General features: G+C 69.3%; 19 protein-coding genes. 9 read left to right on the top strand and 10 right to left on the bottom strand.

Annotated elements, in window-relative coordinates; genetic code table 11:
- The first annotated feature begins 57 nt into the window (after positions 1-57).
- Together ACFYW1_RS35200 and ACFYW1_RS35195 are read left to right on the top strand one after the other, a co-directional pair.
- Positions 58-672, top strand: coding sequence for a hypothetical protein (locus tag ACFYW1_RS35200; RefSeq protein ID WP_389002830.1), 615 nt, complete (start codon positions 58-60; stop codon positions 670-672).
- Between the two features lie 392 nt (positions 673-1,064).
- Complete coding sequence (locus tag ACFYW1_RS35195; RefSeq protein ID WP_389002827.1) at positions 1,065-2,960, top strand: ABC transporter ATP-binding protein; 1,896 nt, start codon at positions 1,065-1,067, stop codon at positions 2,958-2,960.
- A gap of 129 nt (positions 2,961-3,089) precedes the next feature.
- Here ACFYW1_RS35195 and ACFYW1_RS35190 read toward each other — a convergent pair whose 3' ends face one another.
- Entirely contained in the window at positions 3,090-3,443 is a 354-nt protein-coding gene (locus tag ACFYW1_RS35190; protein WP_389002824.1) for a hypothetical protein, read from the bottom strand.
- A gap of 249 nt (positions 3,444-3,692) precedes the next feature.
- On the opposite strand from ACFYW1_RS35190, the gene ACFYW1_RS35185 reads away from it, so the two are divergent.
- Positions 3,693-4,922, top strand: coding sequence for a four-carbon acid sugar kinase family protein (locus tag ACFYW1_RS35185; protein WP_389002821.1), 1,230 nt, complete (start codon positions 3,693-3,695; stop codon positions 4,920-4,922).
- Between the two features lie 404 nt (positions 4,923-5,326).
- Here the strand turns inward: ACFYW1_RS35185 and ACFYW1_RS35180 are convergent, their stop codons facing one another.
- Both ACFYW1_RS35180 and ACFYW1_RS35175 read right to left on the bottom strand, forming a co-directional pair.
- A complete protein-coding gene (locus ACFYW1_RS35180) occupies positions 5,327-6,268 on the bottom strand; it encodes a hypothetical protein (protein WP_389002818.1) in 942 nt (313 codons plus the stop codon).
- Between the two features lie 88 nt (positions 6,269-6,356).
- Entirely contained in the window at positions 6,357-7,055 is a 699-nt protein-coding gene (locus ACFYW1_RS35175) for a FadR/GntR family transcriptional regulator (RefSeq protein WP_389002815.1), read from the bottom strand.
- Between the two features lie 95 nt (positions 7,056-7,150).
- Between ACFYW1_RS35175 and ACFYW1_RS35170 the strand changes: the two genes are divergently transcribed.
- Positions 7,151-8,398: a CynX/NimT family MFS transporter gene (locus tag ACFYW1_RS35170; RefSeq protein WP_389002812.1), complete on the top strand. Its 1,248-nt coding sequence runs from the start codon at positions 7,151-7,153 to the stop codon at positions 8,396-8,398.
- Between the two features lie 209 nt (positions 8,399-8,607).
- On the opposite strand, the gene msrA is transcribed toward ACFYW1_RS35170, so the two are convergent.
- The 5 genes from msrA to ACFYW1_RS35145 form a co-directional block, all read right to left on the bottom strand.
- Complete coding sequence (gene msrA / locus ACFYW1_RS35165; protein ID WP_389002809.1) at positions 8,608-9,120, bottom strand: peptide-methionine (S)-S-oxide reductase MsrA; 513 nt, start codon at positions 9,118-9,120, stop codon at positions 8,608-8,610.
- Positions 9,121-9,561: 441 nt separating this feature from the next.
- Positions 9,562-10,797, bottom strand: a complete 1,236-nt coding sequence (locus ACFYW1_RS35160; RefSeq protein ID WP_389002806.1) for a ParB/RepB/Spo0J family partition protein — start codon at positions 10,795-10,797, stop codon at positions 9,562-9,564.
- Entirely contained in the window at positions 10,794-12,062 is a 1,269-nt protein-coding gene (locus ACFYW1_RS35155; RefSeq protein WP_389002803.1) for a ParA family protein, read from the bottom strand. The genes ACFYW1_RS35160 and ACFYW1_RS35155 overlap by 4 nt, the downstream gene beginning before the upstream one ends.
- 503 nt (positions 12,063-12,565) lie before the next feature.
- Entirely contained in the window at positions 12,566-13,270 is a 705-nt protein-coding gene (locus ACFYW1_RS35150; RefSeq protein WP_389002921.1) for a hypothetical protein, read from the bottom strand.
- Positions 13,271-13,623: 353 nt separating this feature from the next.
- Complete coding sequence (locus tag ACFYW1_RS35145) at positions 13,624-14,046, bottom strand: winged helix-turn-helix transcriptional regulator (RefSeq protein WP_389002800.1); 423 nt, start codon at positions 14,044-14,046, stop codon at positions 13,624-13,626.
- A 76-nt stretch (positions 14,047-14,122) separates the two neighbouring features.
- Between ACFYW1_RS35145 and ACFYW1_RS35140 the strand changes: the two genes are divergently transcribed.
- The 3 genes from ACFYW1_RS35140 (at position 14,123) to ACFYW1_RS35130 (ending at position 16,324) form a co-directional block, all read left to right on the top strand.
- Positions 14,123-14,782, top strand: coding sequence for an NADPH-dependent F420 reductase (locus ACFYW1_RS35140; protein ID WP_389002918.1), 660 nt, complete (start codon positions 14,123-14,125; stop codon positions 14,780-14,782).
- Between the two features lie 228 nt (positions 14,783-15,010).
- Positions 15,011-15,703 (top strand): class I SAM-dependent methyltransferase, encoded by a 693-nt coding sequence (locus ACFYW1_RS35135; protein WP_389002797.1) that lies wholly within the window; start codon positions 15,011-15,013, stop codon positions 15,701-15,703.
- A 363-nt stretch (positions 15,704-16,066) separates the two neighbouring features.
- On the top strand, positions 16,067-16,324 hold the full coding sequence (locus tag ACFYW1_RS35130; RefSeq protein WP_389002794.1) for a hypothetical protein: 258 nt from the start codon (positions 16,067-16,069) through the stop codon (positions 16,322-16,324).
- Between the two features lie 583 nt (positions 16,325-16,907).
- Here ACFYW1_RS35130 and ACFYW1_RS35125 read toward each other — a convergent pair.
- Together ACFYW1_RS35125 and ACFYW1_RS35120 are read right to left on the bottom strand one after the other, a co-directional pair.
- Positions 16,908-17,585: a hypothetical protein gene (locus tag ACFYW1_RS35125; protein WP_389002792.1), complete on the bottom strand. Its 678-nt coding sequence runs from the start codon at positions 17,583-17,585 to the stop codon at positions 16,908-16,910.
- 190 nt (positions 17,586-17,775) lie between these two features.
- Positions 17,776-18,159: a VOC family protein gene (locus ACFYW1_RS35120; protein ID WP_389002789.1), complete on the bottom strand. Its 384-nt coding sequence runs from the start codon at positions 18,157-18,159 to the stop codon at positions 17,776-17,778.
- A gap of 1,131 nt (positions 18,160-19,290) precedes the next feature.
- Between ACFYW1_RS35120 and ACFYW1_RS35115 the strand changes: the two genes are divergently transcribed.
- On the top strand, positions 19,291-20,346 hold the full coding sequence (locus ACFYW1_RS35115) for a bifunctional DNA primase/polymerase (protein ID WP_389002786.1): 1,056 nt from the start codon (positions 19,291-19,293) through the stop codon (positions 20,344-20,346).
- Positions 20,343-21,902, top strand: coding sequence for a phage/plasmid primase, P4 family (locus ACFYW1_RS35110; RefSeq protein ID WP_389002783.1), 1,560 nt, complete (start codon positions 20,343-20,345; stop codon positions 21,900-21,902). Before ACFYW1_RS35115 ends, ACFYW1_RS35110 begins: the two co-directional genes overlap by 4 nt.
- Positions 21,903-22,051: the final 149 nt, after the last annotated feature.

Raw genomic sequence — 22,051 nt, 5'->3', positions numbered from 1 at the left:
CGAGCCGCGGCCTGGCCGCCCGGAGGGCCGTTCGACCGGTACTGGCAGGATCGGGGCATGGGACTGAACATGATCGTCGGTGTACCCGCCCACGCCGACCTCGTCGTGATCGGGGAACTGCTGGAACGGGCGGGGGCACACCAGTGGATTGGCCCCGACCCGGCCGAGGGACGGGGCGCGGAGTTCGAGATGTGGGGTTACTCGGGCCTGCACGCCGTGCGTCGGCTCGCCGTGCACCTCGCGGCGGACGGACGGCTGCCCGAGCCGCTGCACGGGAGCCGACGTGCGGCCGACGATCCGCTCCTGACCGAGGGCTACCGGTCGCTCCCCGGTGATCCCCCGGGCCCGTTCGACCACCTGATCCATCATTCGGACTGCGAGGGCTACTACGTCCCCGTGGACTTCGCCCGCGTCGTCGTCGACGAGAAGGCACCGGGCGGCCACCTCGGTTCCTCGGTGCGGCTGCTGGCGGAAGTCCGTCGGATCGCGGAAGCCCTGGGCCTTCCCGAGGACCTCGATCCGGACTCCGAGGAGGTCGTCGACGCCGCCGATGACGAGGATCCGGCCGCCGAGGGATGGCGGCGTTACGGCGTCGAATCCCATGACTGTCTGCGACTCCTCGAAGCCGCGAAGCTCTCTGTCTCGACCGGGGCGGCCATCGCTTTCACCTGAGAGCCACGAAGTCCCGCGGCCGGGCCCGAGGAGAGGCCCCGGAAGCCGGATCGCGATCGGCGGCACCGATCGCGATCCGGCTTCCGGTATTCCGGTTTCAGAGTCGCTTCGGTCGCTTCAGTCGCTCGGGTCCTTCCGCCGCCAGAACCCCGTACGCCGTCGCCGCAGGCCGACCCGGCACGCCCAATCCCGTACGTCACATGCGTCTCGCGTTCGGCGTTTCGGCCATCCGGAGGTGTCGTACGACGGCTCCAGTACGGCGATTGCACGTTCGAACCCATGGGATTCAAGGGATCCGACGCGTCCGAAATCGAGCGCGTTCGATTCCTCCCTCGCGTCGTTGAGCCGTGCGTCGCCGGACCACCCAGGTGCGGCATCGACCTTTTGGAGGGATGCGGGTGACCGTGACCGACACCTCGACCGAGAACGTGAAGATCCCTCCCCCACCGCCGCCCGCCTCCATCACCTACGGGGGCAAACAGGGCGAGAACCCGCTGGCGGACGTGAGTTTCGGGACCATGTGCAGTCGGCTGCCCTCCGTGCTCGGGCACACCGCCCGCATGGCCTGGGCCGTCGACAGGACCGGCGTCGTCCTGCTCCTGGCCTGCCAGCTCCTCACCGGCGTCGCCGCCGCCGTCGTCCTCACGTTCACCGCGCGGGCCATGACGCACGTCCTCGGCACCGGCACCGTGTCCGAACGCCTGCACGCCGCGCTGCCCGCCCTGATCGTGGTGACGGCCGCCGCGGCCGTCAGCCGTACCAGCGGCGCCCTGGCCGCGTACGCCGACGGGCGCATCGCGCCGTTGCTGCTGACCGAGGCGGATGTCGCACTGGTCTCCGCGGTCTGCCGCGTCGAGGCATCCGCGTACGGCGAGGACGGGTTCGCCGACCGTCAGGAGGCCGCTGAAGTCGGCGTCATCCGCACCCGGATGATGGTGCAGGACGCCCAGCGGTTCATGGCCGCGCTGATCCGCATGATCGCCGCGAGTGGAGTCGTCACGGCGCTGCACTGGACGATGCTGCCGCTGCTCCTGCTCGCCGTCGTACCGGCCGGCATCGGTGCCGTGCTCTGCGCACGGGTCGACTACGAGATCCACTACGCCAACGTGGGCGACCGCAGCGTCCGCGGCATGATGCGCTGGTGGGCCACCCACTCCCGGCACGGCGACGAGGTCCGCGCCAACGGGATGACCGGCTACCTCGTCCACTGGTACCGCTCCCTGTCCGACCGCATCGACCGGCGGACCCTCACCGCCGCGCCCCGGATGCTCCGCATCGTCCTGGCGAGCAGCGCCCTGGGCGGCGTGTTCCTGCTGGGCACCTGGGCCACCCTCGCGTGGCTGGCCGGCACCGGCCGCGTCGCGCTTCCGGTGGCCGCCACCGCGGTGATCGCCGTCCAGACGACGCTGGCCGCCCTCTCGCAGTTCGTGCTGCACGGCGCGGCGATGTTCCACACCTCGCTGTACCTGGCCGACATGCGGTCCTTCCTCGACCTGGCCGCCGAACGCGCCCCGAAACGCGGCGGACTCGCCATCCCCGACCGCGTCGACGAGATCCGGTTCGACGAAGTCGTGTACCGGTACCCCGGCAAGAAAGAACCCGCCGTCGACGGGGTCTCGCTGACCCTGCGCCGCGGCGAGATCCTGGCCGTCGTCGGCGAGAACGGCTCGGGCAAGTCCACCCTGGCCAGGCTCCTCACCGGCATTCTGCTCGCCGACGAGGGACGCGTCCTGTGGGACGGCACCGACCTCGCCGGGGCCGATCCCGAATCCGTGTGGAAGCGCACCGCGCTCGTCCCGCAGAACTTCGCCTGCTGGCCCCTGCGCGCCAGGGAGAACATCACCCTCGGCCAGCCCCGGACGTCCGACGACGTGCCGGTGTGGGAGGCCGTCGACGCCGTCGGGATGCGCGACGCGATCGAGAAGCTGCCCCACCGCCTCGACACGCTCCTGGCGCGCGAACTGTTCGGCGGGGTCGAGCTGTCCGGCGGCCAGTGGCAGCGGCTGGTGTGCGGCCGGGCGCTGTACCGGCGGACACCGCTGCTGATCCTCGACGAACCGACCTCGCAGATGGACCCCCGAGGAGAGCATCAGATCTTCCTGGAGATCAGACGCATCGCCGCCGAGCGCATGACCGTCGTCGTCACGCACCAGCTGGAGAACACGCGGCTGGCCGACCGGATCGTCGTCATGCGCGACGGCCGCGTGATCGAACAGGGCCGGTACGAGGAACTGGCCGGTGCGGGCGGCCTGTTCGCGGAGCTCCTCGCCCTGGCCCAGGACCGCTGAGAAGGCGAAGGGCGGCTTTCCATCGGGAACGGCTCCGGCCCTTCCGGCCCTGGCACACAGGGGACCTTCGGGGTCACAGCTGATCGGGACCGGCTTCCAGCCGGGCCGTTCGCGTCCGCAGCCATGAGGTCAGATCGCGAACACGGGCGCCCTGTTCGGGCGGTCGGCGGCTGAGCAGGCGTAACTGGTGCCGTCGGGGACGAACCCGAAGGGGGCGGCGAGCCGCCCCCGCTCCGGGTCGTCGCGGACGACGGCGTACGGGGCGATCGCGCCCCCGACGCCGGCCGAGACGACCCGGAGGGCCAGATAAAAGTGCTCCAGGGGCTGCTGCGCGGCCGCCTCCGCCCTCAGGCCGGTGATGTGGCGCCAGTCGTCCCGGGCCCGCGGCTGGGTGTCCGTGTGCCCGTGTGCAGGAGAACGGCTGCCCTCACACCAACCGGCAGCCGGCGGACCGGCCCGGTCCGGCATCCGCTCGGCGAACAAGCGGATGCCGGACGGTCGCCTCGAAGGGCAGCAGAGTGCGGGGAGGAGGGAGGGCCGACCACAGCATCGGTGAATTCTGCTCAGGTGCCATGTGAGAACGAATCGTTTGGCCTGCGCTTCCGGCTGCACGACCATTGATCCGGTCACGGACAGAGCTGACAGGACTGGCAGGACCGACAGCCCAGGCTTTTTCTGCCGGGGCCACGGAGCGGCCGGATTCGACAGAGCCGATCGACGGAGAGGTGGGGCATGGCATCCCGCAATGGCACCGGGCCGGACATCGTCATCCTGGCGGATGACCTCACCAGCGCCGGGGACGGTGCTGCGCCGTTCCGTCGCACCGGCCACGAGGCGCGGATCCTGCTCTCCCCCTCCGCCCCGGCGACGGCTCCCCGGGCCGCCCCGGGCGGGCGAACAGTCCCTGCCCCGGGTGTGCGGGCGATCGACCTCGGCAGCCGGCTGCTGGACGAGAAAGCAGCCGCCACGTGCACGGAACGGGCCGCGCGCCTGGCTGCCGATGCCGCCCTGCTCCTCAAGACGGTGGACTCCACCCTGCGCGGCCATCTCGCCGCGGAGGTCCGGGCCGCGTGGGTGGGCTCGGGGCGGCGGGCCGTCGTCATCGCCCCCGCGTTCCCCGCAGAGGGCCGGGTGACGGTGGATGCCGTCCAGTACGTGCGGGGAGTGCCGGTCCACGAGAGCGACTTCGCCCGCGACCCCGTGCACCCGGTGCGGTGTTCGGACCTGACGGAGGTTTTCCCGGAGGCCGTCGAGGTCGGCCCGGACCGGGTGGCCGAGCTGCCCGCACGGGTCGGTGACGGCGGCCTGATCGTCTGTTCCGCCGCCTCGGACGCCGATCTCGACCGCCTGGTGGCGGCGGTGCCGCACCTCGACGACGTGCTGTGGGTCGGCTCCCCCGGGCTGGCGGCGGCCCTGGCCCGCAGGTGCGCCCGCCTGCCCGATACCGGCGCCGCCGTTCCCGTACCCGCCCCGGTCCGCAGACCGCTCGTCGTCGTCGGCAGCGCCAACCCGGCGACCCGGCGGCAGCTGGCCGCACTCCACGACCGGACGGACGTCCAAGGGGTCCCCGTCGGCGACGACCCGGAGGCGACGGCACAGACGCTGCGTGGCCTGACGGCCCCGGTCCTCACCCTGCGGACGCCAGACGAACGCCATACGCCGACGACCGCGCGGATGCTCGCCCGTTCCCTGGCTGCGGTCGTACGGACCCTGACCGGGGAGGGCCTCGTCGACGCGCTCGTGGTCACCGGAGGAGAGACGGCCGCGACCGTGCTCCGGTCCCTCGGCGTGACCGGCGTCGATCTGCTCGACGAACCCGAGCCCGGCGTCGCCCGCGGCACCCCGCTCGAAGGCCCCCGCGTCCCCGTACTGATCAAGGCGGGCGGCTTCGGCGACGACGGCCTGCTCCTGCGCCTGTGCGACCTCGTCCGGCAGCCCCTCGCCCGAGGGGACCACGCATGACCCCGTCGGCCGTCACCAGGGGCGATCCCCGCGGAATCGGCCCCGAAAGCACCCTCAGGGCCTGCGCCGACCCGAGGAGCACCGCACCCGTCGTCATCGGCGCGCCCTGCGCGTCCTCGCCCGCGCCGACGAGGGCGTCGGCACCCTGCTGACGCTCCGCCCGATCACCTCCGTCGACCGTGCCGGGCACACCCCCGCACGGTCGACGGCATCGTCGGGCACGACCGGCCCGACGACCTGTCCCCGGGGCGCGTTCGACGCCCGCGCGGACGCGGCGGCCTCACTGATGCCGCTGGGGCGGTCGACGTGGGAGAGGCCCGGGGAAGTGCCGGTGGAATCAGCCGATGAACCCCACTGACCCCATAGGTCTCTCGGGGCTGTTCGTTTCTCTCCGTCGGGGGGACTCAGCCGCGGCGGTACCTGGCCGACATCGTGTGGAACACCTTCTTCGGCTCCCAGCGGGTCCCGTCGAGCATGCGGACCACGCCGTAGGAACCGAGATCTGCCTCGCCCGGCCTGCTGTAACCGGCGAAGGTGAACCAGAGCGCGGTGTCCACGCCCTCCTCCTCGAAGATGTCCAGCATCTCGGTGAGGTGGCGTACCTGCTCGTCCTCGTCCGGTACCGCGTCCTGCGGGACCTGCCAGGCCGCGCCGCCGCGCTCGCCAGCACCCCGGTAGGCGCAGGTTCCGTACTCGGTCACCGCGACGGGCTTGCCGTGGGCGAGGTGGCCCCGCAGCTCGGACCGGAAGGTGTCGGCGTTGTGGGTGGAGCGGTAGGCGTCGATGCCGACGAGGTCGAACGGGCTCCAGTCGACGAACTCCCAGGGGGCCGCGGCATACGTGACGCGCCCGCCGAAGTGGGCACGCGTCGTCCCGGCAACCTGGACGAGGAAGGCACTGAGCCGTTCCTGCACCGGGCCGAGGCCGCTCCACCACTCCATGTCGGCTTCGGCCATGGCCCGCAGGCGGTCACCGTAGGTCTCCCCCGGGATGAAACCGCCGCAGAACGCGCTCATCTCGCAGCCCGCGACGAACACCACTTCGGCACCGCTCAGCCGTACGGCCTCGGCCCGGCGGGCGCAGTCGGCGAAGAACGGCAGCAGCCGGTCGGCGGGAAGGTCCACGGGGAACGGGGCGAACCAGACCTCCAGGCCGAGGTCCGCCGCGCAGCGGGCGGCGATGTCGAGCCGTTCGGGGTCGCGGCCGGATACCCGTACGGCATCGCAGTGCAGCTCGTCGGAGATCACCGCCATGTCGCGCCGGACCGTCTCGGGGTCGAAGACCTTGCGGGAAAGGTCCTGGCCCGGGAGGAACCCGGTGTCGTAGTTGATGCCCCGTGCGCGCATGCCCTCGCTCCTTCAGTGGATTTCCGGACGGCGGGTGCATCCCGCTCGGCGAGTATCCGTGATGCCGTGGCGCCGGCAGACCGCAGCCTCAGTCTTCGACCGGAGGCGGCGGGGCGGCCCCGCGCCAGTCCTCGGTGGCGTCGATGTTGGCGGTGGCGCTGCGGGCGGCCACGGTGGCGTCGCCCGTGCGCAGCGCGGCGAGGAGTTCCTCGTGTCCCCGGTGGTCCGCGCCGTCGAACCCGTCCGAGTCCCAGTGGGCGGAGGTCGAGCGGCGCAGGGCCGGGCCGAGCGCGGTGTAGAGGTTGTCCAGCAGGGTGTTCCCGCTGCCGGTGGCGACGCCCTGGTGGAAGGCGTAGTCGGCCTCGACCCAGGCGTCGCGGTCGCGGTCCCGCCAGGCGGCGGCCCGTCGGGCGAGCAGTTCGTCGAGGTGGGCGAGTTCGTCGGGGGTGATGCGGGCGGCGGCCAGCCGGGCGGCCTGTGCGTCCAGGGCCTGGCGGACTTCGAGTACGTCGCCCAGTTCGCTGTCGAGGCGCTGGATGGCACCGGACAGCTCGTTGGTGGCCCGCACATAGGTGCCGTCGCCCTGTCGTGCCTGGAGGAGCCCGGCGTGGATGAGGGCGCGGGTCGCCTCGCGCAGAGTGCCGCGGGCGATGCCGAGCTGCTCGATGAGTGCCGTCTCGGTCGGGATGCGGTGCCCCACCGGCCACCTCCCGGAGGTGATCTCGGCGCGCAGCCGCTGGATGACGTCGTCGACCAGTACCGAGCGACGGGCTGAGGCGAGAGTCACGGAAGTCCTTCCTGACGGAGACAAACGCGGGTGTTCACCATCGATCCTACCGCTAAAGATTGGACGTTAAAGGTCAGACGTTTTATGTTTTCTGCATGCTGCCGACTCGCTGCCTTCGTCTTCCCTCCCGCCCCCACTCCCCCACCGCCCCTGTCCACCCCACCGCCTCCCGAGCCCGGGCCGCCTGGCTGACCGCCGTCGGGATCATGCTGATCGCCTTCAACCTGCGGCAGGCCATCAGCAGTTCCTCCGCGCTGCTGGAACAGCTCCGGGACCAACTGGGCTTCGGCCCGCTCGTCACGTCCCTCGTACCGACCCTGCCGACCCTGTGTTTCGCGGCCGTGGGCGCGACCGGCGCCGTGCTGGCCCGCCGGATGGGCACCGAACCGGCCGTTCTCCTGGCCCTGGCGGCGCTCTGTGCCGGACTCGCCGTCCGCGCCGTCCCCCAGACGTGGGCGCTCCTGGCCGGCACGTTGCTGGGCTCCGCCGGACTGGCCCTGTGCAACGTCCTGCTGCCCGCCGTGGTCAAGACGCACTTCCCCGGCCGCGTCGCACTGCTGACCGGGGTCTACACGACCGCGATGGCACTGGGCTCGGCCCTTGCCGCGGCGGTGGCGGTACCGGTCGCGGACCTCGCGGGCCGGCCCTCCCTGGGACTGGCCGCCTGGGCCCTGCCGGCCCTGCTGACCCTCGCGGTATGGGCGTTGCGGCCGGGTTCCTGGCGGACCTCGGCGCGGCGCGCCGACAGCGCCGCCGCCCCGGTCTCGGCCCTGGCCGTCGGGCGCACCCGGTTCGGGTTGCTCGTGACCGCGTTCTTCGCCCTGCAGTCGCTCAGCAGCTACGCGGTCATGGGATGGCTTCCGACCGTCCTGACCGACCACGGCATGAGCTCCGACCGGGCCGGGGCGATGCTGGGGCTGGCCCTGCTCGTCGGAGTGCCCTCCACGTTCGCCCTGATGCCGCTCACCCGGACCGCGCCGCGCCTGCGGCTGGCCTTCTGCGTGGTCGGCGTCTCGCTGATGGCGGGATATCTGGGCCTGCTGGGGGCGCCCCTGGCCCTGCCCGCGCTCTGGGCCGTGCTGACCGGTCTGGGGCTGGGGGCCTTCCCCCTGGTCCTGGCCATCATCGGCACCAGTGGCCGCAGCCCGCAGGAGACCGCGGCGCTCTCGACCTTCTCCCAGAGCACGGGTTACCTGCTGGCCTCGGTCGGTCCCTTCGGCATCGGACTGGTGCGCTCGGCCACCGGGGCCTGGGACGTCCCGCTCGTCCTGCTGCTCGTGCTCGCCGCCTTCCAACTGCTCGTCGGACTCTGCCTGACCTCACGGCGGGCGCTCCGCGACTGACCCTGACAAACTTCGTTTTGCACCGTCGACCATCAGGATGGGACGGGAGATCGTCGTACAGCAGTTGCCGCACAGCAGCGGAGGGCATCCGGTCGGCCGCTCTCGACGAACCGGGAGAGACTCCGGGACACCGCGCAGACTCTCCGAAGCCCGGCAGGGCCTCCCGCTACCGAGAGGCCCTGCCCTGCTTCGGAGAGCCGTGCCGGGGATCAGGACTGCGCGCGCCTGGGAAGCCGCCAGCCGGGGCGCACGAAGTGGCAGGTGTAGCCGTCCGGGTAACGCTGGAGGTAGTCCTGGTGCTCGGGCTCGGCGTCCCAGAAGGCCCCTGCCGGAACGACCTCGGTCACCACGGGGCCCGGCCACAGCCCGGACGCGTCGACGTCCGCGATGGTCTCCTCCGCCACGCGCTTCTGCTCGTCGTCGAGGTAGAAGATGGCGGATCGGTAGCTGAGCCCCACGTCGTTGCCCTGCCGGTTCTTCGTGGTGGGGTCGTGGATCTGGAAGAAGTACTCCAGAACGGTCCGGTAGTCGGTCCGGGTCGGGTCGAAGGTGATCTCTATCGACTCGGCGTGGCTGCCGTGGTTGCGGTACGTCGGATTCTCCACGTCACCGCCGCTGTATCCCACCCGAGTGGTCAGGACGCCCGGGAACGTCCGGATCAGCTCCTGCATGCCCCAGAAGCAGCCGCCGGCCAGCAGCGCCCTTTCCTCGGTCCCGCTCATCACACATCACCCTCCATCGTCGTTCCCACAGACTCGCACGAGCGATGCGGACAGGAAAGCCGCTCCCGCCCGGACTGCAGCGCTCCACGTCCCCGTCCGCGCGAGCATCCAACATGTCACCCCTTAAAGCAGTGATGCGTTCATCATAACGCGAACCATCACCATTCAAATCGGTGACGGCGACAGGAAGCGCCGATCGGGCCGAGAGAGCGGAACCGGGATCGGAACACCTCGATCGGTGTTCCAGGAGCCTCTTTTTCCCCGGAAGAGCCCGCCGCCTCCGATCACCCTTTCTCCGGAGAATCGTTCTGAGCGAAGAATCGAACTGTTCGAATAAAGCATGAAAAACGTCCCACGGGGCGTATCTCGCACACATCGTGTCGACGAGGTACGCCCCGCAGGACGTTCCGAGCCGGCCGGGGCCGTCGGATGCTTCTTCCGTTACGAGGTCGTTCGCTCGCGCCTGTGGGTGTTGAGGATGTCCAACATCCGGTCGAACTCGGCCTCGCCCATCTTGTGGATCAAATGCCGGGCGATGAAAGCCCCGTCGTCATACGGCAGCGGCCGGGACGCGGAAGACGTGGACTCGCCCGAGCCCGCTTCGGCGACGGACGCGCTGTCGGATCGCGGCTCCGGTACGGAGGACTCCCCCCGCTCCGGCGCACTCTCGGGCTGCGAAACCCGAGTCCCCTCCCCCGCTTCGGACTTGGCCGCGGTCGAAGCCGCAACCGGAACCGGAGCCGAGGAGGCGGAGGCAGGTGTGACCGGGGCGACTGCCGGCGTGGGGGCCGGTACGGGAACGGGAGACGGAGCAGAAGCCGATGCCGGTACCGCCGCCACCGATGCCGATACCGGAGCAGCAGCTTCCTGAGCTACGGGTTCCTGAGCTACAGGTTCCGGAGCTTCCTCCGGAGGCAGGACCGGGGCCGGTGCGGGGGCCGGGACCATGGCAGCCGCCGCCCGTTCCGCTTCCTTGCGGGCCCGTTCCGCCTTCAGCTCCTCAAGCGCGGCTTCCTGGCGGTCGTGCGGCTGCTTGGCGACGCTCCGCAGCAACTCGACGGGCTCTTCACCCACGACGGCCTGAAGTTCGGGCGTCAGATTGAGCAGGGCGAGCCGCTGCGACACCCAACCCTGCGACTTACGAAGGCGCTTGGCGAGCTTGACCTGCGATCCGTGAATGGCCAGCAGCCGCTGGAGGGCCCGCGCCTCGTCCAGCGGGTCCAGGTCGTTGCGGTGGACGTTCGCGACCAGCGCGGACTCCAGGATGGCGTCGCCGTCACTCCCCTGCTCATCGTCGACCATCACGTTCAGATGGGTGAGACCGGCTTCGCGAGCAGCGGCCAGGCGGCTGCTGCCGTCCACCACGACATGGGTCGTGTCAGGGTCCAGATCGCGCTCGCGCTCGGGGTTGGCCCTGATGTAGGCATCGCGGTTCATGACCGTGATGGCCTGCTTCTGGCCGTGCTCCGCGAGGCTGCCCGCAAGTTCGGACAGGTCTCCGAGCGTGGTGCGCGGGTTGTCGGGGTTGGAGTTGATGCGGGTGACCGGCAGCCGGGTCGGCGGGGCGACCCGGTCGGTCGGTACACCGGTGGCGGCACCGATGGCGGCACGGCGCGCGCTGACCGGCCGGGCACCGCCTCCGAACCGTCCGGCTCCGAGCTGATCCGCCTTGCTCATGAGATCTCCCGGGTGAGCGCACGCATGCCTACGGCCTGCTGCGAAGTCGGCGCGTAACTCAGCAGCGGCTGCTTCATCCGCACGGCTTCCTTCTGTTCCTTGAGGTCGTTGATGAGACCGACGACCCGTGGATCCTTTATGTCGATCCAGCCCTGGAGGGACGAGGTCGCGATGTATCCGCGGCGGCCGTCGTACAGGTTGACCACGATGCCCAAGTAGTCGATATCGAGGCCGAGGTCTCCACGAAGGTCCTCGATCTGGTTGGTGAGCAGGTCATAGGCGTCGGCGGAGCTGTCCTCTGCCTGGACCACGATGAGGGCCCCGGACTGGCCGGGCCGTTCGCCGTCACGACGCCGTCCGTAGTAGGCGGCGGCATCCATGCTGAGGCCGAGGCTCGGCGGGCAGTCCACGAGAATTACGTCGTAATCGGCCTCCAGGGGAAGCAAGGCACGTTCCAGAGCCGCCTCACGGGCTCGCACCGCCGACAGCCGGACGTCGAGGAGGAAGGCGTCGTGACAGGCGGGCAGAAGATGCAGCCGACCGCCGAAGTGCTCCTCGTCGACGGAAACGATCAGATCCCGCAGATCGCCCTTCGGGTCACCCGCCATGTGGTTGGTGAGGCTGTCCCCGTGCATGGCCAGGGGCGCGGCCCCCAGCTGGTTGGTCAGGTGGCACTGGGGGTCGAAGTCCACCAGGAGGACGCGCAGTCCGAGGCCGGGAAGCTTCTCGATGTCGAGCGGGTCGGCACTGCCGGATCCTGCCGTGTCACCGTCCGCCTCACCGGCGCGCAGAGCGGTGGCCAGGGCCTTGGCGACACGGACAGGGTGCAGGGTGTTGGAGTCCTCGGCCAGGGCCTCCCCCACCCCTGCCGTGATGGCCGTCTTGCCGACGCCACCCTTCTGGTTGCACACCACGATGCGGCGGGTGATGTCGGGCCGCTTCACATCGGGAGCCGGGTTGGTGTCGAGCCAGAGCTGAACGGACTGGGCGAGCCCCTGAATCAAGGAAACCCGACGGTCTTCGGCAATGCCCCTGAACTCCTCCCACTGCGCCGGGGGAAGGAAGGTGGAGTAGGACTCGGCTCCCGCAGTGTCGACCGTGGTCGTCGCCGACGCGAGTCCGAGCCAGGCGGCGATTCCCTGCTCGACCGCAGTCTGGATCTCGATCCCGAGCTGCGCGGTTCTGACCTTCAGGTTCTGCCGGAGCCATCCCGGCAGCTTGGAGACGACTTTCACTCGGTCGCTCGAGGTGGATGGCATACTCATGGCGCTACCTTACTAACGCGCTAGATCGTTTGCCGCATCGACACGTTAGTTTGCACAACTTGTTGGGACGTCAGGGCCCGCTCCCCTATTACGGCGTAATAGCCCGGCCGGGCTGCCCTCCCCTATTACGGCGTAATAACCGGGCTGAGCTCCCCCCTCCTGCCCCACCGAACCGCCCCTTCCCGGCGAACGGAAAACCGGATCGATCGGACCCTTTCGCAGCGGGAAAGGTCACGCGGAGCTGTGCTTCAACGGAGCGAAGGCCCCAGCCACGAGGGCTCCCCCAGCAGGCTCACCCTCACACTCACGACGACGGGCCCTCAGGCCGAAGTGCGCGCCGGGCAGATCGGCCCTGAACCCCCGTGCGGACGGGGCCTGTCACAGGAGCCGTTCTTCTCCGAGCTGGCACCAACGGGCCCTCGCTCTGATGAGTCGAACCTATTACGCCGTAATAGACGGGCGGAACCTATTACGCCGTAATAGGACCTCAGCACCCGTCGTCCTCAACGCCCCACCGTCAGGGAGCCGGCCTCGTCGCCCTGTTCCTCGTTCAGGAACTCCGCAGCGGCGGACAGCGCGAGACGTGCCTCTTCGGTGAGTGGGGCGGGGCGCGCCGTCCGCTGCTCCACCTTGTTCAGAGCCCGTACGGCTGCCTGGAGGTAGCGGTGAAGGCTCACCATCTGGAGCGGCGTACGGCAGTTGGGCAGCACCGCCTCGATCTCCTCGAACCAGTACTCCGCGTCCTCGTCCAACGCCAGCCCGTCGCGCTGGTTCAGCAGCCGGTCGGCGACGGGCACCAGCAGTTGGTGCCGCTTCTGTGCCGCTGCCTGAGCACGGCGTTCCGCAGCCTGCTCCAGGATCAGTCGGCGTTCGGCTCTCAGAACGGCCTCCGGGGTACGACGTACCGGCCGGGCCTGAGGAGTCTCATCGGTGAGCTCGATGGCCTTCAGCCTCTTCGCCTTGTTGTACGCGGCGCTGGGAGCCACCACTGCCAGAGCCGGGGCGAGCTGTGCCCATTCCGCTCCCGCATTCCGCGCGTCATCGACAGCTCGTGACTGATGGACCTCCGCCTGCTCCCGGAGGAACTCCCACAGCTGCACCCGCTTCAGCGCCGCAGCTTTCCGGACGTCGAGCGGCCGAGCCTGCAGAGCATGTGCCTGCTTCTCCGCGTAGAGCAGCGCACCGAAGAGTTCCTCATCGGCAGGCATGCGTTCCACCAACGGATCTTCCGCTTCCTCATGCATCCGGCGGAGCTCGCCGACGATGGCCGGGGCGTCCAGGGGACCGATCCGCACAGGCGCTTTGACCAGGGGCTTTGTGGGCTGTGCCGAGCTTCGTGTGCGCTTCGCCATGTGAGGATTCTGCCCTGCCGAAGAGGGATTCACAGAATGTGAATCGTGTCCTGAACTGGATGCATCGACTGGCCGGAACGATGGAGGGAGCTCTTCGACGACACCGGCCTGCACAGGAAGCACCCCGTGGGAGAACAGGGACGGGGGAGTAGGGGGCGGCGCTTATCCGGCCCGGAGCTTCTCGCGGAATGGTCTTCGGAAGGACCGCGTCACTCCGCACCCGAGGAGCCGAGGGGCGGGTGGGACGAACGGGATGTGCGGGGTGGCTCGCTCGAAGTCGCAGCGTGCTCGTTGCGTTCCTGGGCGGCCATGACCTCGTCGCCGTACTCGAAGGCCCAGGCGCCGAATGCATCGATCGGATCGAGCAACGTCCGTCCCAGAGCGGTCAGCTCGTACTCGACACGGGGCGGCGCCTCGGCGTAGGCGTGGCGTACGACCAGTCCGTTGAACTCCAGCCGCCGCAGCGTCTCGGTCAGGACCTTGGGACTGATGCCCCCGATGCGTTCGCGCAGTTCGCCCGGGCGTTGGGGGCCGTTCCGCAGCACCCAGATGAGCACGGCGTTCCAGGTGTTGGCGAGGAGGTCGAAGGCTAGGCGGGCGCGGCAGTCGGCGAGGTAGGCGTCGGTCGTCACTTACCACATGGTGCCTGACGGGATTTCTAGTGTCGTCCCGAAAGCGATTGAGGCAGCTGTGGAGAGGGCCGGACCGATGAGGATCGGTGTGCTGGGTACCGGAAACATGGCGGACGCACTGGCCACGCACTGGGGGAGGGCCGGGCATGAAGTGCTTGTCGGAGGCAGGGACGAACAGAAGGCCCAGCGACTTGCGACGCGCATGGGGAACGGCACGGGACACGGGAGTCTGCGGGCGGCGGCCGAATTCGGCGAGGTGGTGCTGGCCGCGTTGCCGTACAAGGCAGGGGTGGCTGTCGTCGAGGAGCTTCGGTCGGCGCTGAGGGGGAAAGTCCTGCTCGACTGTGCCAATCCGGTCGGGCCCGGTTTTCGCCTGCTGACGGAGAACGGTCCTTCGGCGGCTCGTCGGCTGGCTTCGACGGTGCCGGACGCGCATGTCGTCAAGGCGTTCAATCTCTGTCACGAGGATGTGTGGCGGATGACCCCGCCGGTCTTCGGCGGCCGGCCCCTGGCCGTTCCGGTGTGCGGGGACGACGGGGCAGCGCTTGCACGGGTGTACGAACTGGTCCGGGCCGCGGGCTGCGAGCCGGTGGCCGGAGGAGGGCTGGAACGAGCCGGACTCCTGGAAGCGACCGCCGCGTTGTACATCGGGCTGTGGGTGGGGGAGCAGGCGGACGTACGGGCAATCGCGCCACCGCTGGCCTACGCCACGGGCCCCGAGACCAGGGACAAGTGAGCGTGCAGACCGTTACTCGGGTCTCTTGAGGGGCTCGACCTATTACGCCGTAATAGGTCGAGCCCGGCTCCCGGTCCGTGGGGCCGGGCTCGCAAAGTGCCGATGTCGACGTCACCAGACCTATTACGCCGTAATAGCTCCTCGCCTCAGAACCTCGTCCCAGGTGCAGGGGGACGGTTACCGCACCCACCTCGTCACCTCGCCGGAGCAGCCGTAAAGTGCCTCGCCATGAGCAGCGAGACAGACAGCGACCAGTTGCATGCCATGGCCAGTACCGCTGGATACGGTGAGGAAGCGGAGGCTCTTGCCGAGCAGTACGAGAGCGTGACCTTCAACGAGGTACACCGCGAGGTGCTTCACCTGTTCCCCTCTCGACCGGGCTCCGTGCTGGACATCGGGGCGGGCAGCGGGCGTGACGCGGCGGCGCTGGCCACCAGGGGGCACCGGGTCGTCGCCGCCGAGCCCACCGCCGAGCTGCGCACGCTGGGCCGGCGCCTTCATGCCGACCAGGAGATCGAGTGGGTCGACGACGCACTTCCCGAACTTGCCGGACTGACCGCACAGGCACGCCGCTTCGATCTGATCCTGCTGACCGCAGTCTGGATGCATCTCGACGAACGACAGCGCACCTCGTCCATGGCCCGTCTGGTCGGTCTGCTCGGATCCGGAGGCCGGGTGGTCCTCTCTCTGCGTCATGGCCCGGTCCCGGCAGGGCGTCGTATGTTCCCCGTCTCCGCCGAGGAAACCATCAGCCTCGCCCGGGGCCGCGGCCTGGACGTCATCCACGAAACTCGGCGTGAGGACCCGCATGGACGCCCGGGAGTGACATGGACCTATCTCGGTCTCCAGCTCGACGCAGGCAGGGAACTGTCTGGCAACTCCGCTCGGTCCACTGCCGGCCGGGATACGGCTGGAGGCTGAGCGGGCCGAGACCGTCCGGTCTCGGCCGGACGGTGAACTGCCTGGACCGGCCTCCAGCCATGCCGGGCATGGCACACCTGGAGGATCTTCAGCCTCCTTTCTGGAACACCAGGAGCAGCCAGGCACTGCCCCGCCGATCATGTGATTACTAGGATCCAGGGGTATCCGGTCCCTGTTGGCCAGTGCCGGGGGATGCGGCAGTCATGAGCGGTGCGGATCCGGTGCTTCCCGCAGCGGACGGCAAACGGGGGGCTTGTGGGGAGTCGACGGCTGCATGGGTGTCTCGGGACGGCGGTGGCTCTCCTTCTCGCGGTATCCGTTGCCATGCTTCTGGGCAGGTCGTGGACCGCCTGCGATGTGGGAGTGAACAACGCGGCCAACAGCGGTTTCCTGCTGTGGCTGTTCATCCCGGGCCTCTGGACGGTTCTGCTGCTGGTCTGGGTCGCGGTGGGCGCCCTTCTGGGGAACCGTCACCTCCTCCATGCCTTTGCCCTCGCGGTGTCGCTCCTCGGTGTTGTCTGGTGTGTCATCTCGATCTTCTGGGAGGGCGCTGCCACTCCTTCGTGCCCCGGCGGCGTGCCCCCGTGGTGGCCGGGCTTCATCCCCGTCCCGGGATTCTGAGAGACCGGTCCCGGTAGGTCACGGCTTGAGTTCGGGCGGTCAGGTCAGCGACAGCCGGAATGCCTTCCCTGTGGCCGACCGACTTCTGGAGTGCCGACCATGTCCCGTTCGACAGGGTGATGGGCATCGGACACCGCGAGCAGATGCTGTCCATGCTCGATAGCCCGTACCTGGTCGAAGAACGGGGTCTGCCCGCAGCAGGGGGCTGGTCTCGGGTGACGGGCACTACTGGATCGGGCTCGACCACCGGACCTGCGGTCGGCACGGGGAACCGTTCGTTCTCATCGGCGGGAGCGCCGACAAACTGTGGGATTCGCGGATCGCCGATTCTCTCCAGCACGACGTCCTGGGAGTTTTCTCGGCAGACCACTTCCTGGAGCTCACTGACGATGTCACTGGGTCCGTCGACGCATCGCGGCAAGTCGTCTCACGTCTGGACCGTTTCGTCGGTTCCCTCGACCGTTGGAAAGCACCGCCGAGATCGGCCGGGCAAGGGCACACCGTCTCCCGGCAAGCCGGTTCGCACACCACTCACATCTGTGGTCGGGCCACTGCCCCCACCCGACGGGGCGGGCTCACACGTTCAGGAGCAGGAGCGAACCGCGTCGTCCCAGGCACCGGGACTGCGGTAGTGGTTCTTGTGCCCCGCTCCGAGCACATGCCGCAGTTGCACAAGGTGGTGGGTGTCCGCCGGAAGGTCCAGTCGGTCCAGGAGCGCCAGTGCAGCGGTTGGCTCCAGGTCGCCGTAGACGTCGTGGAAGCTCGTCAGGAGGCCGCGGAAGAGCGCCGGGTTCAGGACGGGTAGGCGCACGGCGGTGCGGTATGTCGGTTCCTTCACCGACCAGGGAACCGGGCCCGAGCATTCCAGTACCCGCCGGGCCCGGCGGAGCAGGGCTTCCGAGCGATCGGCAACCACTCGGTCGATGTCGTTGCCGAGTACTTCGGCGAAGGCGGTCGCGGCAGTGGTGTGGTCCTCGAACCAGTCCACCCACAGCGAGTACGTGATGGCTTCGCCATCCCGGTCCGCCTCCAGACGTTGCCGGTAGCCGTCCCACAGCACATCGGCCGGCAAGGGGCCTTCCGCGCTCTCGTTCGCGAAACGGATCTCACACGTGACCCAGTACTCGTCGAGGAGATCCAACAGCCCGAAGGCCAACTGCACCTGGTCGGCTGCGTCCAGGTCTTCGGCGAACACATCACCGGCCCAGGAATGCGCCACTTGATTGGCCGTCAGCAGTTCGCCCGGACGCGCATCGCTCATCCATCCGTCGCGTACCTGGCTGACCCCCTGAGCAGCCAGCCAACGCCGCGCTGCTTCCGCGGCCCGTGTCCCCATCCGTGAAGTATGCCAAGCCTCACAAGGAAACAGTTGTTCCAGGACTCCCGGAGTCCGAGAGGCTTCGTACGGTGAGGACCTGCCCCGGGCGGAGCGCGGACCGTGCCATGGGCCTCTACTCGCCGAGCATCACGCTTTCACGTGTGACGAGACAGAAGGGGGGTCCAACCGGGTCTGCGTATACGCGATAGCCGATCGGCTTGTCCGACCCTTCGAGCAGGGTCGCACCCAGGGCAAGCACCTTCGGTTCGGCGACGTCCAGGTCGTCGACCAGCACATCGACATGCGCCTGTGCCGGACGGTCGGGGTCTCGCCACCGCGGCGGTCGGAAATCGCCGACGCGTTGGAAGGCCACCATCTCCGTGCCCGTCGTGCTCTTGAGCACGACGTAGTCGGTCGTCTCCACCACTCTCGGCAATGACAACAAGCTCTCGTAGAAGTCCGCGAGCCCGGATGGGTCCGGGCAGTCGATAACGAGAGAGAACAGGCGTCCGATCATGTTGATCACTATGCCGGGCGCGGACGTGCGGAGGCTACGCACTTGATTGCCCGATACCAGTTCTCCCTCAAGCTCACGTGGAGCGACGGTCGAGTCGGGTGGGGACAGGTGCTTCCACTTCGGTCGTACCTATTACGGCGTAATAGGTCGAGGGCACGGATCTCTGCGGCCTGACGGGAGGTAGGTGGCGGCTGTCATGCCTCTCCCGGGACAGGGACTGGAGCATGCCGGGGGAGCAGGGACTGAAGGTTCGGTCGGCCTCGGCCCGAAGTCCTGCAAGGTTCGGTGCCTCTGTTCGGCGCGCAGTCCCGCGAGCCTCCGGCCAGGTTCTGTCGAGGGACCGAAAGGGTCCAGGGACCAAACATGGGGGACTGAAGTGTCTGGAGTCCCTCGGTGAAAAACCTTCGGTCCCTGCATGTTCTCGCAGGTCAGAGCGGTGTAGCTGGTTCTGGCAGGGACCGTAGGGACTAAAAAGCGCAATTATGACGTAGACAAGAGATAGGGGTTCATACGCGCGGGCGCGTGTCAGACATACATCAGGTGTAGCTCATAATTGCCGAGTTGAGTCCCTAGAGTCCCTGATCTGGTGAGGTGAAAGGCTCTGACCTGCGAAAACATGCAGGGACCGAGCTCAGGGACGCAGTTTCGTCAGCCCCTGGCGTTTGGTCCCTGGCCCCTGTCCGGCCCCGCGGGGATCCCGGGACAGACCTTCTGGTGTCGTGCGTGCTTGGTGCGGCCGGTCCCTGGGCCGCGGCCCTAGGCTGAGGATGCCGAGCCGGTGAGTGCCCCAGCCCCTCAGGTCTTCCCCGGCAGTTTTCTCCCCATGGGCCGGCAGGGTCGGGGAGCCCTCCTGGCCCGCTTCCCCGGGAGCTGGCCGAAAGGGGCGAGTCCCGACCCCCAGGGACTCAAGGGACCAAGGAAACTGATAGAAACGGCACGCGGTCCCAGGCGGACTCGTTTTTCGGATGCTGAGCCCTAGACTCTCTTCTGCACTACAGTCCCTTCGGTCCCTGGCAGTGGGTCACCAGACAGCCGGTGGCCCGGGAACGATCGAGCAACCGAGATGTGACGAGGACGGTCCGCGTGCCGCGCGAAGGCGAAAACCGGGAGCGTGCAGCCCCAGGCAGGTTCGTGCCCCCGCATGCGGTCGCCCGCTGGTGCGCTGCGCAGGGCTGGCCGGTCCATCCCCTCGCGCCGGGACGGAAGACCCCCGCGGGCAACTGCCCCCACTGCCGGACCCACCGGCACGAGCCGGCCACCTGCCCGTGCCTGCCCGCAGGCCGGCCCTGTCACGGCTTCCACGCGGCGACGACCGACTCCGAGCGCATCGACAGATGGTGGATCGACACCCCTACGGCCGGGGTTGGCGTGGCCTGCGGGCCCGCTGATCTGATCGTGATCGACATCGATGCCCACCAGGCCCCGGTCGCCGACCGGTCACGGCTGCTGCCGGGCATCCCGATCCCCGGGCAGGTGAGCCTCGACGGGCTGGCCTCCGGCTTCGACACGCTGGCGCTGCTGGCCGCCCTCCGAGGCGCCCCCGACCCGGCCGAGGACACCACCACGCTCCGGGTGCGTACGCCTTCCGGGGGGCTGCACATCTGGTACCGGAACCCCGACCCCTCGACCCGTTTCCGTTGCTCGACGGGCTCGGGCCGGAACGCCGCGCTCGCCTGGCAGGTCGACGTACGGGCCGACGGCGGTTACATCGTCGCCCCGAGCACCCGCATCCCCCAGGGCACCTACCGGGCCGAAGGGACCACCAGGACCCCTGCGGACCTCCCCGCCTGGCTCAGGGCCGAACTCGCCCGTACAGGGCACGTCGTGGCCCCTCAGACGCCTCAGGACCCGTCATCTGCCCCCGCGTTCCGGAAAAGCTCAGAGCGGCCCGCACACGGTCGCCGAGCGGCTTCGGCCGAGCACGTCCTGGATCCGTTGATCGCGGAGGTCGCCGGATGCGCGGCGGCGTCGGAAGGCACCGCGTTCTCCGAGAAGCTCAACCGGGCCGCCTACACGGCCGGTGGTCTGGCCGCGGCCGGACACCTGGAACTGCCCGACGTCCGGGACCGGCTCGTCCGGGTCGCGCACTACGCCAGGCCCTGGCAGCAGGCCAGGAACGAGACGATCGTCGACGACGCGCTCGCCGTAGGGTCCGCCCGCCCGCTCCACCTCAGGGGACGTTCATGAGCAGCGCCGAGAGCTCGCCGCGCTTCGACCCGCAGGCCGCAGCTCAGCAGATGCTCGACCTTCTGGGCAGCGAGCAGTCAGCTCCCTCCCTGCTGCCCGCCCAGTACGCGGCCATGACCGCGGCCCCCGCCGCCGGTCCGGAGCTCATGCCGACTCCCGGCCACGCCGGGGCCCCGTTGCCTCCGTCGCTGTCGGACCGGGGCAACGCACGGCTCTTCGTGCAGCTGCACCGAGACCAGTTCCGCCACGTGGAGGGACTGGGCTGGTTCGTCTGGGACGGCTACCGCTGGAAGCGCGGTGGAGGGGAGAAGGCCGCGCTGTGGGCCGCGGGCGAGATGGCCGAGGACATGCCCGACACCGACGCGCGCGGCGTGTTCAGCAACCGCGAGATCGCCCAGCACAAGCGCCGCACCCTGTCCACCACCGGCATGAAGGCCCTTCTCACCCAGGCCAAGGCGTCGCCGGACCTCTCCGTGGACCCGGACTGCCTGGACGGGGACCCCTACGCCCTGTGCACCCCCGCGGGCGTGGTCGACCTGAACAACGGCCACCTGCGCAAGGCCGACCCGACCCTGGATCTCCACTCCCGGGCCACCAGCGTCGCCCCGCAGCGCATGGAGACCCCCCGCTGGCACCGCTTCCTCACCGACACCTTCGGCGACGACGCCGAAGGCCGGGAAATGATCGACTTCCTGCACCTGCTGCTCGGCTACTCCATCACCGGCGACGTGGGCGCGCAGGTGCTGCCCTTCCTCCACGGCGAGGGCAAGAACGGCAAGTCCGTCCTGCTCGACATCATGATCCAGATCCTCGGCGACTACGCGGACGCCGCCCCTCCGGGCTTCCTCATGGACCGCGGGGCCTTCTCCGAACACTCCACGGAGCTGACCGAACTGCACGGCCGCCGGCTGATCGTGTGCAGCGAGCTGAAGCCGAACGACAAGTTCGACGAGGCCCGCGTCCGCCTCCTGACCGGTGGCGACAAGATCAAGGCCCGCCGCATGCGGCAGGACTACTTCTCCTTCACGCCCACCCACCACCTGTGGCTGCTGGGCAACCACCGTCCCGAGGTCTCCACGGGCGGCTTCGCCTTCTGGCGTCGCATCCGCCTGCTGCCCTTCACCAGGACGGTGCCCGCCGAACGCAGGATCGACAACCTCGCCTTCGAGCTGGTCCGGGACGAGGGACCGGGCATCCTCCAGTGGCTGATCGAGGGGGCGCAGCGGTACCTCGCCACCCGGGACCCCCTCGAAGGCCCCGACCGGGTGCGCATCGCCACGACCGCCTACGCCACCACCGAGGACCACATCGGGCGTTTCCTCGCGGAGTGCTGCACGCGCGACGGCGACCGCGCGCGCGACCTGCGGGTGGAGCAGGGACTGCTGTACACCGAGTACAGCTCCTGGTGCCACGCGGGCGAGGGGATCAGGCCCGCGACGCCCCGGGCCTTCGCCAACCGGGTCCGTCAGGAGGTCGGTGTGGCCTCGCCGGCCGACATGATCAAGTCCAACGGGCGGAAGTACTACCCGGGCATCGCGCTGCTGGAGCACGCGTGACGCCCCGCCGGGTCCGCCGCCGTCCTCACCACGCGGCCTACACCGTTCCGGGTAAGCGTTCTACGATGCATGCCAGGACCCGTACACGGTGGCTCCCACAGGACGGTCCGCCACTGCCCGAGGCGCGGGCCGGAGCACCACGCACACAA

Origin of the sequence: Streptomyces sp. NPDC002669, assembly GCF_042889165.1 — a bacterium.
GTDB lineage: Bacteria > Actinomycetota > Actinomycetes > Streptomycetales > Streptomycetaceae > Streptomyces.
This window is presented reverse-complemented; position numbering and strand designations above follow the sequence as displayed.